14 protein-coding genes are annotated in these 14,889 nt (G+C 51.7%); 10 read left to right on the top strand and 4 right to left on the bottom strand.

What is annotated here, in order from left to right; genetic code table 11:
• Positions 1-333 precede the first annotated feature (333 nt).
• A complete protein-coding gene (locus ACFOUO_RS06670; RefSeq protein WP_380703499.1) occupies positions 334-759 on the top strand; it encodes a PH domain-containing protein in 426 nt (141 codons plus the stop codon).
• A gap of 444 nt (positions 760-1,203) precedes the next feature.
• Here the strand turns inward: ACFOUO_RS06670 and ACFOUO_RS06665 are convergent, their stop codons facing one another.
• The 4 genes from ACFOUO_RS06665 to ACFOUO_RS06650 all read right to left on the bottom strand — a co-directional run bounded on the left by ACFOUO_RS06665 (position 1,204) and on the right by ACFOUO_RS06650 (position 4,323).
• Complete coding sequence (locus tag ACFOUO_RS06665; RefSeq protein ID WP_380703497.1) at positions 1,204-1,365, bottom strand: hypothetical protein; 162 nt, start codon at positions 1,363-1,365, stop codon at positions 1,204-1,206.
• 113 nt (positions 1,366-1,478) lie between these two features.
• Entirely contained in the window at positions 1,479-3,194 is a 1,716-nt protein-coding gene (locus tag ACFOUO_RS06660) for an Rqc2 family fibronectin-binding protein (RefSeq protein ID WP_380703495.1), read from the bottom strand.
• Between the two features lie 169 nt (positions 3,195-3,363).
• Positions 3,364-3,750 carry a DoxX family protein gene (locus tag ACFOUO_RS06655; protein WP_380703493.1) on the bottom strand — a complete coding sequence of 129 codons (387 nt, stop codon included), beginning with the start codon at positions 3,748-3,750 and terminating at the stop codon, positions 3,364-3,366.
• A gap of 132 nt (positions 3,751-3,882) precedes the next feature.
• Entirely contained in the window at positions 3,883-4,323 is a 441-nt protein-coding gene (locus tag ACFOUO_RS06650) for an Rrf2 family transcriptional regulator (protein ID WP_380703491.1), read from the bottom strand.
• Positions 4,324-4,471: 148 nt separating this feature from the next.
• On the opposite strand from ACFOUO_RS06650, the gene ACFOUO_RS06645 reads away from it, so the two are divergent.
• The 9 genes from ACFOUO_RS06645 to ACFOUO_RS06605 all read left to right on the top strand — a co-directional run bounded on the left by ACFOUO_RS06645 (position 4,472) and on the right by ACFOUO_RS06605 (position 14,700).
• Positions 4,472-4,807 carry a four-helix bundle copper-binding protein gene (locus ACFOUO_RS06645; RefSeq protein ID WP_380703489.1) on the top strand — a complete coding sequence of 112 codons (336 nt, stop codon included), beginning with the start codon at positions 4,472-4,474 and terminating at the stop codon, positions 4,805-4,807.
• Between the two features lie 749 nt (positions 4,808-5,556).
• On the top strand, positions 5,557-8,322 hold the full coding sequence (locus tag ACFOUO_RS06640) for a calcium-translocating P-type ATPase, SERCA-type (RefSeq protein WP_380703487.1): 2,766 nt from the start codon (positions 5,557-5,559) through the stop codon (positions 8,320-8,322).
• Between the two features lie 159 nt (positions 8,323-8,481).
• Positions 8,482-9,324: a diaminopimelate epimerase gene (dapF, locus tag ACFOUO_RS06635; protein ID WP_380703485.1), complete on the top strand. Its 843-nt coding sequence runs from the start codon at positions 8,482-8,484 to the stop codon at positions 9,322-9,324.
• A 128-nt stretch (positions 9,325-9,452) separates the two neighbouring features.
• Positions 9,453-10,193, top strand: a complete 741-nt coding sequence (locus ACFOUO_RS06630) for a MerR family transcriptional regulator (RefSeq protein ID WP_380704768.1) — start codon at positions 9,453-9,455, stop codon at positions 10,191-10,193.
• A 2-nt stretch (positions 10,194-10,195) separates the two neighbouring features.
• Positions 10,196-10,903: a CPBP family intramembrane glutamic endopeptidase gene (locus tag ACFOUO_RS06625; RefSeq protein ID WP_380703483.1), complete on the top strand. Its 708-nt coding sequence runs from the start codon at positions 10,196-10,198 to the stop codon at positions 10,901-10,903.
• Positions 10,904-10,993: 90 nt separating this feature from the next.
• On the top strand, positions 10,994-12,289 hold the full coding sequence (gene ilvA / locus ACFOUO_RS06620; RefSeq protein ID WP_380703481.1) for a threonine ammonia-lyase IlvA: 1,296 nt from the start codon (positions 10,994-10,996) through the stop codon (positions 12,287-12,289).
• A gap of 260 nt (positions 12,290-12,549) precedes the next feature.
• Entirely contained in the window at positions 12,550-12,633 is an 84-nt protein-coding gene (locus tag ACFOUO_RS06615) for an IS3 family transposase (protein WP_380704766.1), read from the top strand.
• Between the two features lie 196 nt (positions 12,634-12,829).
• Complete coding sequence (locus ACFOUO_RS06610; RefSeq protein ID WP_380703479.1) at positions 12,830-14,110, top strand: MDR family MFS transporter; 1,281 nt, start codon at positions 12,830-12,832, stop codon at positions 14,108-14,110.
• Between the two features lie 134 nt (positions 14,111-14,244).
• Positions 14,245-14,700: a response regulator gene (locus tag ACFOUO_RS06605; protein WP_380703477.1), complete on the top strand. Its 456-nt coding sequence runs from the start codon at positions 14,245-14,247 to the stop codon at positions 14,698-14,700.
• Positions 14,701-14,889: the final 189 nt, after the last annotated feature.

Here is a 14,889-nt window from a genome sequence, read left to right as displayed (position 1 = left end):
AGTTCAGGGCTGTCTCATCAGCCCATCCCATGCAGTTAGAGTGTACCCACATGGGCGGAACGCCTGTTACCAGCGTTCTAGTTCCTGATCGCTCACTCTTATGGTTTTACCCAGCGGGAGAGATTCGTTCACCGCTGGAACCCCCTACCATAACGTTTTCAAGGAACAACCCACTACCAGTGGGATGAGCACCGCTCATATGTTCGATTATACGAGGGATTGGTTGATCTTTCCACCCCCGAAGGGGGCTCCGAGCAGCGCCGTCTTTCATCCCACGATTGAAACCATGGGCTTTCAAACGGCAACTTACTGTAAATGAAAGGGGTGCTAGGAATGCAGGAAGAAACCGTGTGGGAAGGGACGTCTTCTCATGTGGTCCGTCTGGGAACTTATCTGTTGTGTCTTCTCTTCTGCTGGCTGGTTATCCCAATCTTTATCGCGATCTGGAAAGCGATTGAGCTGAAATCAACACGCTACCGGTTGACTACAGAGCGAATTCGGGTGACCACCGGCATCCTGTCCAAGCAAACGGAAGAAGTGGAATTGTATCGAGTTCGGGACATCAGTCTGGAACAGCCCTTCCGATACCGGGTCTTCGGAAAAGGCAACCTCGTACTGACGACCTCGGACGAAAGTGCACCAACCTTGAGCCTGGAAGCGATTCCCCGTCCTGGCGAGCTGCTGGACGTTGTGCGTAAACATGTGGAACATTGCCGGGACCGCAAACGGGTCCGGGAAATTGATATCGACATGAGTTGAGAAGGGACCGAAGCGATCCGTACCTAGAAAGCCCGAACCGATTGGTTCGGGCTTTTTTTATGGGCTGGGTGGGGCTCAAATTAGTGTTTTATGGATGTATATCGAAGCACCGTTGAATGAAACTATTTTTTATTAAGGAGGAAGGATGATGAACAAGCTGGTTGTCCATCATCACTATTCTCGATCGGCGTTGGACTTATCGGATCATCACAATCATGGGAGGCCCATATCCGTTACGCAGGCCGCAAACACACAAGCTTTTGACTTTACCCAACCAGAGAGCAAGGTTGATCGACCCCAGCTCCAGCCTTCAGGATCTTGGGTCCATTGCTACAGGGAGGGCACTGTAGTTTTATATGCGTAGAGGTAATCCGATGAACCGGTTACGGAAGGATCCGTTGCGGAGTTGAAGCAGTTGTGGGCAAATGTCGGTAAATAAAGGGCTTATGCCCCGGTTTGTGCGACTTCGGCTCGTTGCTTCTCCTTATTGAATGAGGCAGACGGACGGTGTTTCGGCAACTCTGCTTGTTCCTTCACGAAACGACAAGCGAAATACAGTACATTAAAGGCTACAAAACCGAGGACGATCACTTCCAAGAGGTTCAAGGATGACCATCACCTTTCATCCTTTTGACCTAATGGTAACACATTGTCCCTAAAAATTTATTGAGAGGGTGTAAAGAGGACCTTTCATGATTGTAAAAGGCTGTCATTGAAGGTCACCTCTCTCCATTTTTCTCCAGCTTTCGAATCACATGTTCGTCGGGAGTGACAAACAGGGTTTTTTGCTCTTCGTAGGTAACAAAGCCCGGCGGAGCGCCTGAGGGTTTGTTCACATGCCGGATCAAGGTAAAGTCGACGGGGACTTGGCTGGATTCACGCCCTTTGGAGTGCCAAGCGGCCAACATCGCTGCCTCGTACAGGGTGGGCTCTCCGAAGGCTTTCCCCCGGATCACGACATGGGAGCCGGGGATTTCCTTGGTATGAAGCCAAGTATCCGAAGAAGAGGCGAGGCGGTGAGTCAGGTAATCGTTCTGTTTATTGTTTCGTCCAACGAGAATGGTGACCCCTTCAGAGGAGCGGTAGGAAACCGGGCGAGGACGTTCCGGTTTTTTCTTGGTTTTTTTCCGCGGTTTTGCTTTGAGCCAGCCTTGTTCCTCAAGTTCCTCCCGGATCTCTTCCGACTCCTTCAGGGTGGCGTCTTGTAGCTGGACGAGGACGGATTCCAGATATTCGTTTTCCCTGATGGTTTTATCGATTTGTTCCCGGTTCCATTTACGGGCCGCTTTCGCTTTGTTATATAGCTTGAAGTAGCGCTGGGCGTTCTCCGAAGGGGAGAGCCGGGGGTCGAGAGGGATGGTGATCTCTGGTGCCTCCGGGTCGTAATAGTTGATCGTCCTGAGCGATTCATCTCCCCGCTTGACCTGATGCATCGAGGCGGTAACCAATTCACCGTGGATCCGGTAGGTGTCCGCTTTTTGGGTATCGGTCAGCTCTTTTTTCAGCTTGATCCGTTTATTTTCGTTCTTATCGATGGCGTTTTTTAGGTTACGGATCAGGTCGTGATTCTGCTGGCGGGCTCGGTCTCGCTCCGCTTTGCCGTGATAAAAGGCATCCAGGCAATGGCTGATCCGTTCGAATTCCCTCTGTTCACCCTGTAGGTGAGTCAGAGGGAGGGCGGAAAACACGGTTTTTTCCCCGTAAACGATAGAAGGGTGAAATTTCCCCTCTCGGACGGCATCCATGATCGTATTGAAGGCTTCCCACAGACGCTCCTTCTCTCCGAGCCCGCCGCGATAGAGGATCTCCCGAGCGGTCTGGGGCCCAATCCCCGAGAAGGCTTGGATGATCTGTTTGTCCAGGCGTCCCTGGTTCCAGCTCAGACAACGAAGAAACCCGTCCCGGTCGATGGAGAGGGGGTCTTTTTTGTTCTGCTCCGGCGGAGACTGATAGGAGATGCCGGGCATTACCTGACGGTGGCGGCTCATCGCCGGGCTAACCCGCCGGAGGCTGTCCAAAATCTTGTTGGAGGCGGGGTCGAGAAGGATGACATTGCTATGACGCCCCATGATTTCGACGACCAATCGGCGGATAACCTCGAAGCCAAGTTCGTCCCGCCCCTGGATGTCGATATGAATGATTCGTTCCAACCCGATCTGCCGGACATCCTGGATGATACCCCCTTCGCAGTGTTTACGAAGGAGCATGCAGAACATCGGCGGGGTGAGAGGGTTATCCGTCGTGGTCTCCGTCAAGTGGAGGCGGGGATAGGCTGGGTGGGCGGAGAGGAGCAACCGCCGATTGGCTCCTCCGGACCTTGTATGGAAAATAAGTTCGGATTCGGTGGGTTGATAGATTTTGGCCACACGGCCGCCGATCAGTGCTTCCCGGAGCTCATAGACGACAGCCCGCGCGACGATCCCGTCGAAAGACATGATGCTTCCCCTTTCTCTCTGTCAGCCGTACACTCTTCAATAACTCTCTCAGTATAGCATTTCCGCGGGATTGGGCACCACAGCCTGGGAAAGGGAGGATTCTACAAAAACAGCCGCCTTCCCCCTCGTTGTGTAGGGGAGGAAGGCAGCTGTGGATACGTCGTCATCGTCATTTTTTCCTTGTAATCAGGGCATCCACGGCATAGAGACGACTGCCGGTAAGAATAAGGTGAATAGAGACGGCGAGCAGGATCACGTCCAGTTCGTATCCTTGCAAAAATCCGGCTGTCAGCTTCGCTGTGAAAATGGCTACGAGGAGGATGGCTGCAAACAAAGCCGAAAAGATACGGGTGCCGAGGCCGACTATCATAACGAGCCCGCCGATCAGTTCAATCGAACCGACGATATAAGCCATAAAGCCGGGAATGCCCAGACTGGAGAAGAAGTTGGCTGTATTTTCGATACCGCCTTGGAATTTGCTCCATCCATGGATGAAAAAAGTGAGTCCGAGGGTCAGACGGAGGATGAGTGAACCGATTTCGTGAGAATTAGACATGGGATTGGATAGCCTCCTTGTTAAAAATAAATTTCATGAAACTGAAAAGGTTACAACGCCCCGGCGTGAAGATGAGGAACCCTTCTATCGGTATCCATATCTTCGCTGAAGGAATGATACGGGGCATCCGATTTACGCACGGTCACTTTCAATCTCCCGGACCAAATCCGTGACCAACTGTTTCATGGTGATTTGCGCCAGAACTTGCTCCATGGCCGCTTGAGCGTTTTTCAATACCACATCGAGGACGATTTGGATGTTGGCTCCGACCGGGCACTCGGGGTTGGGGTGTCCGTGAAACGTGAATAACTCCCCTTCTTCGACCACTTCCACGGCCCGGTATACATCTAAAAGGGTGATCGCATTCAAGTCTTTAAGTAGATATGCACCCCCTGTACCCGGTGGTACGTCGACCAAGCCTGCTTTTTTCAGTTTCCCGATCACTCTGCGGATAATGACCGGGTTGGTATTCACACTGCCTGCGATCCATTCCGATGTGCAATGGAAACTTTTCCCGACCTCAAGTAGTGATAGGATATGCACGGCAATGGTAAAGCGACTGCTGATTTTCATGATTGGCACCCCTTCTTGTTGTAACTATTATAATTACATTAAGGAGCAATGACAATCCCTAAAATTCCTAATAACCCCGTTTAGTCAAGAGGAGGAGAGGCAAATGACTCTATAGAGGGTTGAATACCAATTAAGGAGGGTTTTGGTTATGTCCCATCAGAAGTTTAAGGAGTGCATCGAAGCGTGCTTGGCTTGTATGGAAGCCTGTAATCACTGTTTTGATGCGTGTTTGCGCGAGGAAGAAGCTTCTATGATGGCCGACTGTATTCGCTTGGACCGGGAGTGTGCCGAAATTTGTAGCTTTGCCGCCCAAGCGATGTCCCGCAACAGCCCTTTCGCCGTTGAAATCTGTGAGTTGTGTGCCAGAGTCTGCGAGGCCTGCGGGGAAGAGTGTTTGAAACACGACCGTGTTCATTGCCGGGAGTGCGCCGAAGCTTGTTTTGCATGTGCCGAGATCTGCCGGAAAATGGTCGTCGCGGCCTAATCAGCTCTATATAGGGCTGGTTGAATGAAAAATCACCCGTTTCCCTGAGGGAAACGGGTGATTTTTTCTAAGGGTTGGTTTCAGAAGCGATCATGATATGTCCTTTTCTTGTACTGGTTGGCTGAATCGTGAGGGGGCGGGATTTTTTTAGGTGGGGAGGATAGATGATAGGTAACAGCAATTGATTGAATCGGTTCAAGGCGTGTTCAGAGCGTCTTCCTTCTACAATGAGGGAAAAGGAATCACCGGGCTGGAGATTCGTAAGAAACCAACTGGTGCTCAGAAGGCTTTTTGCATTGACTGTAACATTTTTTTGGTAAAAGGAAACATGAATATGGGGGAAGGATTCCGCTCTTTGAATCAGCGGGAGCACGGTTCTCTGTGTGAGAGGTTGGCGTAAGGTCATGTGACGTACCAGGCGCAAGGGTACACCCCCTTTGGTGGGGTTTGGATGCCGATTTCTGGGTGATCGGTTCTGCTTGTAATCCTTACTATACAGGGGTTTCTTTTGTGGAACAAATTGGTTATTGTGTTATATAACACGATTAAAGCGGTTTCATTATCGAATTTGTCTGGATCCCATCTACTTAGGGCCTTTTTTCTTCCCTGTTACGAGCAAAGCAAGCTTGTCTTTCGCCATCCACCAAAAACCATCATGACAACGGGAGCCGATGTGAGGATGCCTCCTTGTCCCCCCTAGAAGGGGCCTTGGTATTTTTGAGGGCCTGTCTGAATAGGGTTAACATGAGATGTTTTGGGACAAAGGGGGAGGGAACGTGTCAGAAGGCAGCCGTTACGTCGACTGGGACGCAGAACAGGTCACTCGTTATTTAAAAGTCGATCCCGCCGAGGGACTGGATGATGCGGAGGCCCAACACCGACTAGAAAAAGTGGGACCCAACCAATTAGTTGAAGGACAAAAGATATCCCCTGTTACCTTATTGTTGAACCAATTCAAGGATTTCATGGTGTTAGTGTTGTTGGCAGCTACGTTAGTCTCTGGGTTGCTTGGGGAATACACGGATGCTATCGCTATCATTGCCATCGTTGTCCTGAACGCTATCCTTGGTTTCGTCCAGGAATTCCGGGCAGAAAAGAGCCTTACCGCTTTAAAGGAATTGTCGGCACCTATGGCCCGGGTGAAACGCGGAGGGGCATGGACACGTATTCAGGCGTCCATGCTGGTTCCGGGGGATATCGTTTCTCTGGAGAGTGGGGACCGGGTTCCCGCTGACCTGCGCCTTATTCAGACAGGGAATTTGTATATCGAGGAGTCCGCCCTTACCGGGGAATCGGTTCCGGTCAGCAAGAACATCGCAAAGCTTCCGGCAGGGGATATTCCCCTTGGGGACAGAAAAAACATGGCTTATCTGGGTACAATGGCTGTCCGTGGAACTGGGGTCGGCGTTGTTGTCCATACGGGGATGGAAACGGAGATGGGGAAGATCGCCCATTTGATCCAGACCACGGAAACGATGGAGACCCCTTTACAACGCCGGTTGGAACAACTCGGAAAAATCTTGATCGTGGTCGCTCTTGCCTTGACAGCAGTGGTGGTACTGACGGGTATCATCCATGGCCACGATGCCTACAAGATGTTCCTCGCCGGTGTCAGCCTTGCTGTGGCCGCTATTCCAGAAGGGCTGCCAGCGATTGTGACGATCGCCCTTGCCCTCGGGGTACAGCGGATGATCAAGCGGCGGGCCATTGTACGGAAGCTTCCTTCCGTGGAGACCCTCGGCTGTGCCTCGGTGATTTGTTCTGATAAGACGGGGACCCTTACTCAAAACAAAATGACCGTCACTCACTTATGGTGTGACGGGCGGAGTCTGGAACTTTCCGGGTCCGGGTACGATCCCACAGGGGAGTTCCGTCAAGGCGAGGAAAAAATTCTTCCACAGCGGAATGCATCCTTGAAACGGCTGTTGGAAATTGCGGTTCTTTGCAATAACGCACGGCTAATCGGTGAAAGCACTCGAGAAGGGATGTTACGGCGCAAACAGGAATCCTGGAGGGTAGACGGAGATCCGACGGAAGGAGCACTTCTTGTCGCCGGGGCCAAGGGCGGTTTGACCGCCGAAGAGCTGTCCAAGACGTGGAACAGACGGAAGGAGTTTCCCTTTGACTCCGAGCGGAAGATGATGTCGGTATGGGTCGAAGGGGCGAAAGGGCAGCGATTTCTCTTCACCAAAGGAGCCCCCGATGTGCTTCTGGGCCGATGCACCCATATCCTTCAAAACGGGCGCCCCGTCCCACTGACGGAGACGATAAGGGCGAAGGTAATCCAAAACAATGAGCAGCTGGCGGCAATGGCTCTCCGCAATCTGGGTTTTGCCTACCGGGAGTGGAGCGGGTCCGCTCCCGAGAGGGAACAAACGGCTGAACGAAACCTTGTGTTTGTCGGTCTTGCAGGCATGATCGATCCGCCCCGGGAAGAAGTAAAAGAAGCGATCCGCACTTGCCGCCGGGCCGGGATCCAGACGGTGATGATTACCGGCGACCACCAGACCACCGCCGTCGCGATCGCCCGCCAACTGGGAATTCTCAAGGGCGGGGGGCTCACCGTCAACGGGAACGACATCCAGAGAATGAGCGCCACAGAGTTCCAGGAGAAGGCGAGGGAAATCCAGGTGTATGCCCGGGTTTCCCCGGAACACAAACTCCGAATTGTCAAAGCGCTCCAGGAAGAAGGACATGTGGTCGCCATGACCGGAGACGGAGTCAACGATGCTCCGGCGATTAAGGCGGCGGACATCGGGATCGCCATGGGGGTAACGGGGACTGATGTCTCTAAGGAAGCTTCTTCTCTCGTTCTGGCTGACGACAACTTCGCTACCATCGTTTCCGCCATCGAAGAGGGGCGGAGTATCTACGACAATATTCGTAAGTTCATCAGCTATCTGCTAGCCTCTAATGTAGGGGAGATTTTGGTTATGTTTTTGGCGATGCTCGCGGGAATGCCGTTGCCTTTGGTCCCGATTCAGATCCTATGGGTCAACCTGGTAACCGACGGGCTCCCGGCGATGGCCCTTGGCGTCGATCCGGCGGAAGAGGATACGATGGACCGACCGCCCAGGAACAGCCGGGAAAATATTTTCGCCCGTGGTGTGGGGTGGAAGATCCTGACGCGGGGGCTCCTGATCGGAACTTCTACTCTGGGGGCGTTCTGGATTGCCTACTCCGAGATGCCGGAAGATCTGGTTCGTTCCCAGACGATCGCCTTTGCCACGTTGGTAATGGCTCAGCTCATCTATGTCTTCGATTGCCGGAGCACGCAGACGATCTTTCATCGCAACCCTCTCAGCAACCTTTTGCTGGTGCTGGCTGTTATCTCCTCAGCAGCTTTGATGCTAGGTGTGATGTACTATCCGCCTCTTCAGCCCATTTTCCATACCGTCGCTCTTAGCTTTAGGGAATGGGCCTTGGTCATTGTTGCAGCAGCATTGCCTACCCTGGCCGCTGGCGGCATCGATCTCTTGCGTCCCGCCCGTCGGCTCGTCACTCGCTCTCACTAAAGCAAAAGGTAACGATTGAAAAACCTCTCCCACCTGCGGTATCCTCAAAGAAAACCGTTGCGGGAGATCCCGCGGACCGATGGCTTAAGCCCCCGGTTCGCTTTTGGTCTGCCCAGGAGAAGGGGGGAGGCGCCTGCTTGTAAGATAGGCGCCACAACCATGAAATTTACCAAAATGCACGGTCTTGGCAACGACTTTGTGATTATCGCTGGAGAAACGAGACTCCCTGTAGAGGCAGGTAAGTTGGCGAGGAATATATGCGACCGGCACACCGGGATCGGGGCTGATGGACTGGTTTATATCCTGCCTTCGGCAATCGCTGATTTCCGGATGCGGATTCTCAACGCAGACGGAAGTGAGGCGGAGCAGTGCGGCAACGCTGTCCGCTGTGTGGCCTTATACTACTACGAACGGATTTCCGGAGCCCGCCAGGCACTCACCGTGGAGACACAGGCCGGTGTACAACGTGTCTGGTTGGAGGGGGACGGAATGGACCGCCTTGTTCGAGTCGATATGGGCCGCCCTGTACTTGCGAGCAAAGACATTCCCGCCGCTGTTGAGGGGGAAACCGTGGTGGACCGGACCCTTCAAGTGAACAACAGGGGAGAGGAGCGGGCCTATACATTCACCGCCGTTTCCATGGGTAACCCTCATGCCGTCATCGAAGTGGAGGATGCTAGAGGTTACCCGTTGGAGCAGTGGGGACCGTTGGTTGAAACCCACCCCTACTTCCCGAACAAGACCAATGTGGAGTTCATCACCATCCGCTCCCGCGACGAGATGGACATGCGGGTATGGGAACGGGGGGTTGGCCAAACGATGGCCTGTGGAACTGGAGCCTGTGCGGCCCTCGTCGCTTCGGTCCTTCGAGGCCGTGCCGACCGCCGGGCCTTGGTTCACCTGAAAGGGGGCGACCTCCTCATCGAATGGAATGAAGAGGATGGCCGTGTCTACATGACGGGCCCCGCGGTTACCGTATTCGAGGGAGAGTGGAACAGATAAAGGGAAGTAGTCAAGAACGAACTCCGGGAACCCGGAGTTTTTTTATGGATTGGAATTTTTCTCTTGCCCCTCACGCAACGTGAGGGAGTATGATTCGATACAGAAGGAGGATGGACCCTTTGATCACCGTGGGAGAAGCTGCGAAACGGCTCGGTTTAACTGTTCGAACCCTTCATCATTATGACGAAATCGGGTTGGTCGGCCCGGCAGAGAGAAACCAACACGGGCATCGGTTGTATACGCAGGAGGACCTGATGAAACTGGCCCAAGTGAAGATGTTAAAGAGAGTGGGGTTGCCCCTGAAAGACATTCGGGCGGTCTTGGATCATCATCGAAAAGATCCCGACCAGCTGCTGAAAAAACAATTGAGCGCTCTCCGTCAGGAGAAAAATCGTTTGGAGGAAATGGAGAAAGGGCTGATATCGATCTTGCGGTCAGTGGAGGTTGAGGGAGGATGGGACTGGAAGATTGTCAATCAGTTCATCCGGCTGTCCGAAGTGGATGATGACGAGCGAGACCGGCACCTGCGGAAATGGTTTACGGAGGAGGAACAGGTTCGCCTCCGGAGATTGCCCGTGCTCGAGGATCATTCAGCAGAGACAGAGGAGTGGATCCATTTGTTGCGTATCCTTGCTGACCACCGGGATCAAGGGCCGGCTTCACCGATCGTTCAAGAGGTTATCGCTCGAATCGATGAAAAAACGCGAGACATTTTTGAGGGAGATGAAGCGATGATGAACCGGTTTTGGGAAGTGAGAAAGGACCCCGAGCAGTCCGAAAAACTGCGGCTATACCCCATCGACGAGAACATGTTGGAATTTTTGGAGGAGGCCTCTCTGATCTATGAACGCTATCAAAAAGGAGAGTGAACATGAACACGGATAGAGTCGTCGGGCCCAATCGTGTCCCGTGGTCGTGGAAACCGATCACGGCAGTACTGGTATTGACGTTCTTCATCGTTACACCTGTGATCGAAATCGGGTTGTTTCACTATCTGCGGAATCTTACGAAAAATGACCTTTATGCAGGAACGGGAACCGGAGCCGTCATGGCGGTTGTATTCACGCTGGCCGTCTATGTTTTATGTATCAGGCCCTACGGGCTCTCGTGGAAAGCGGTCGGGTTTCGCCGTTTTCACCGGAGTGTTTGGAAATGGATTTTTCTTGGGTCCATCTTTCTTGTGGCGGTAGCCGCTCTTATCATGACAGCTGTGGAGGTTTTGGGTTTTTCTTATGATAATGCCAGGGCGGATTCTATACAAAACAACCGGAGCATAATCGGCATATTCGTTGCGCTGATCAGTGCTGCTGTAATTTCCCCCCTCTATGAGGAAATCGTATACCGAGGCGTTTTCTACGCTTTTTTCCGAACCCGGTTCGGTATTTTGATGGGCTTGTCGATCAATGCCGCCATTTTCTCCCTGGCCCATATTCCTCTGTACCATCTTCTTCCCTTGACTTTTATCGGCGGTGTGGTTTTTGGTTGGCTTTACGAAAGATCGGGTTCGATTGTTCCGCCGATGTTGGCTCATGGACTGTCAAACCTCATCTTTGTTGTGCTGAGCGCCTTACCCAGATAACGTTGCTCTCTTGTGTTTTTCCACGAAACGGTTGCCAAGCAGTCCGTCGAAGGTGTATCATGAGCGGTAAAACAATCGGGGGATGGACCAGTGAAAGAAGCGACGCAAACCGGAGTAAAAGAACGAAATTCTCAACCATCTTCCAAAGTGTCCGTGGAAGATGTCATCGTGGCCAACCACCTTCTGAAGGACGTGGTTACCCATACACCCTTGCAACAGAACCCCATTCTTTCCCAACGGTATGGTTGCAACCTTCTTTTGAAAAGAGAAGACCTTCAGGTGGTCCGTTCCTTCAAGATTCGCGGAGCTTATAATGTGATCCGCCACCTGCCGGAGGAGAAGCTGAAAAATGGGGTGGTCTGTGCCAGTGCCGGAAATCACGCCCAAGGTGTGGCTTACTCATGCCAAGCACTCAAGATCAACGGGAAGATTTTCATGCCTAGCACGACACCGAGACAAAAGGTGAACCAAGTGAAGCATTTTGGGGGCTCCTTCGTCGAGGTCGTGTTGACGGGGGACACCTTCGACGATTCCCTCGCTCAGGCTTTGGCGGACAGTAAACAACATGGGGCGGCTTTTATCCATCCCTTCGACAACCCGAAAACCATCGCGGGTCAGGGGACGGTAGGGCTGGAGATCCTGAACGATATGCAGGAACCGCTGGATTATCTCTTTCTCAGTGTCGGGGGCGGGGGATTGATCTCCGGAGTGGCTTCTTATGTGAAAGCCCTGAGTCCCGGGACGCAGATCGTCGGGGTGGAACCGGCGGGAGCTCCTTCCATGGCCCGTTCGGTGGAGAAAGGGGAAGTGATGGCTCTCGACGCCATCGATAAATTCGTAGATGGTGCCGCTGTTCGCCGGGTGGGAGAGATCAATTTGGGGATCTGCCGCGAGTTGGTGGACGAATTCGCCGCTGTACCTGAAGGAAAGGTCTGCACGACCATCCTGGAGCTATACAACGAGAACGCCATCGTCGCCGAACCCGCCGGAGCCCTGCCGATCGCCGTCCTCGACCAGTACCGGGAACAGATTAAAGGAAAAAACGTTGCCTGTATCCTGTCTGGGGGAAACAATGATATTGACCGAATGCAGGAGATCAAGGAGCGTTCCCTCATTCACGAAGGGTTGAAACATTATTTCACGATCCAGTTTCCCCAGCGGGCAGGGGCGTTGCGAGAGTTCATCGCCGATGTGCTGGGCCCGGAGGACGATATTACCCGTTTTGAATATACAAAGCAGAACAGCCGGGAACAGGGGCCCGTCCTCCTCGGTGTCGAACTAAAACGGCGGGAGGACTATCACTCCTTGATCCAACGGATGGAACGGAAGGGGTATCCTTTTATTGAGATCAACAAAAATCCCACCCTGTTCCAATTGTTAATATAACCTATACTTGCCTGATGGAGCTGCTCCGTCCATCCTATGGGGCCCTCAGCGGCAAGGAAACTGAAACAAGCCAGTTCAAAAAAGTCAGCCGATCCTAGTGATGTGCACCCCTTAAAGTAGACACAGGAAAAACCCCCTGTGAACGGAACTACTTTTAAGGGGTGTTTTTCACGGCGAAAAAAGGACAGCAGATGCTCCTAACCAAAAATGGGTGACGGATGTCTCCTCCATTTCCGTCACAGGTCAATGGCTTTACCTTTCTGCCATCTTACAATAATCAACGGATCCAGTGGAAATTAAATAAATTGGCGCCTGTGGAATACAGGCGCCAATTCGCTGCTTAGCCCGGTTTTTTCTAGGTGCCTACAAAATGGGGTCTTGACCATAATAGGAATTGGGGCTTTCTTTGTCGAACTGTTAATCAGATGAAATTCTCTCTAAATGTTTCCTTATGAAGTAATTAGTGTTATAATTTATGATCGATTTCTCTATTTGTGACGAGAGAATCGATCTTATATACATAAAAGGAGAAGCGACTAAGTGGGTAAAGAATCGAAACATTCATTTATCTATCGGGTGATCGGTCGCGCTCAGAGTACGGTTGGAAAGGTGCACAAGTGGTATCATTCTGTCGTTTGGGTTCATTTTTGGCTTACCATGTCTCGATGTATCACCGGATTTATGCTTTATCCCTATCTGGTGATTTACATGACGGAGCAATTGCAGGCCTCCGCAGTAGCTGCAGCAGGAGCGATCAGCTTTCCCTCCTTTGTGGCCCTCTTCTTTAAATTTTGGGCTGGCAACATATCGGACCGATTCGGGCGACGGCCTGTACTTCTGATCGCTCCCTTGATGCAATTTGTAGTGCTGATTGGAATGATGGTGGCCTATGAAGTGTGGCACTTTTATGTCTTACTTACGTTGAACGGCCTCAGTGCCAACCTCTTCATCCCCGCAACACATGCACAGATTGCAGATGTGGTCCCGGAAGAGAAGCGAACCGAAGCCTATTCCCTCAACAATATTGCGATTAACATCGGCATGTCCTTAGGACCCCTTTTGGGGATTGCCGCTTACCAACTCAATCCGTCCCTTATCTTTGGAGGGGAAGCAGTGGTTGCACTGTTTACAGTGGCGATGGTCTATATGAAAATTCCCGAAACCTTACCTCGGGTAGATGACCGATCAAAAACATCAACCAAACCAAGTGTATGGATGGGGGTGGCTTCTCATTGGCCCTTGTATCTATTGATCTTGTTGAGTGTACCCATCTTTATGGTTGAAATGCAGATGAACTCCACACTTCCCTTGTATTTGAAAGAGCACTTTGTCGATTATCTGTTGGTTTACGGTATATTGCGTACGGTGACAGGGGTGTTAACCGCTGTTTTGCAGATGCCGGTTACGTTGTGGAGTGAGCGCTGGCGAACGACTCATGTTATTTTTGTTGGGTATCTCTTGTTGGTTGGATATGGGCTCATCTATGGATTTACTCCCTTCTTTTGGGCTTTATTAGTAGCTGAATTTTGCTGGGCCATGAGCGATATGCTTCTCGCTCCTCGCCTAAAGAAAGTTGTTTCCTTGATGGCGGAACCGCAGGTCCGCGCTCGCTATTTTTCCTTATTTGACATCAGTCTAAGTCTAGGAAAAATGACCGCACCCGTTTTGGGAAGTGTGGTGTTGGTTTCATACGGTGGCCAGGTGTTATTTGGGGGGTTGGCCGCATTGATGTTATTGGCCGGGTTGCTCCAGGTGAGGTTAGTATCCTGGATTCTTGCTGTCAAAAGCAAAGAACCGGAAGCTCCGAAGGTAGCCGGTTGAAAGCGGTCTTCTAGAGCGGGTGTGGGGATCTCTATCTCCACGCTCGTTCTATTGGGTTTTAGCAAAATGGTTTGCTATGTTGACAATTATCCGTTAGGACTGTTTTTCGGTGAAAGGAAAGGAGGATGGGTGAAATGAAAGAGCCGCGAATTTTCGTTGTCGAAGATGATGCCCGAATTACAGCTTCAATTCGAGATTATTTGAATGGTTATGGCTATGTTACCCAGGGAGTGAAGGACTGGGGGCGAGTAGAAGCCGAATGGCGGCAATTTGATCCTCACCTGGTGATCTTGGATGTGAACCTTCCTGGTAAAGATGGCTTTCACCTGTGTCAAGAGATGCGCCGTTATTCCCCTGTCCCGATCCTGTTCCTGTCTGCTCGCTCGGGAGATATGGAACAAATCCACGGAATGGAAAGCGGTGGGGACGACTATATGACCAAACCGTTTCGATTGGATGTGTTGCTCGCCAAAATCAAGGCGTTGCTGCGCAGAACGTACGAGGTAGATGGCTGTTTTTCCGTTGTAGGGGGATTAGGGGGTTCGATCAAAGGAACAAGCCCACGGAAACAGAGAATTCATAATTATTGAAAATGGAACCGGATATTGGTAAGATAATTGTGCAACCGTTTTCATTAGTGAATGAAAAAAGAGTGATCGGAGAGGGTGGGACTGGGAGCTGTGTCATTTCCCTTAGAAAAGGCTAGATCCCTGTCTCCATTACGAATGGGAGGTGCTGAGTTTGTTGAGCAAAAGGTGGAGGCGTGTAGGGAGGAATGG

Origin of the sequence: Salinithrix halophila, from assembly GCF_042650125.1 — a bacterium.
Lineage (GTDB): Bacteria > Bacillota > Bacilli > Thermoactinomycetales > DSM-45169 > Salinithrix > Salinithrix halophila.
Note: the sequence above shows the minus strand (reverse complement) of the source record. Positions and strands in the feature narration are given on the sequence as shown.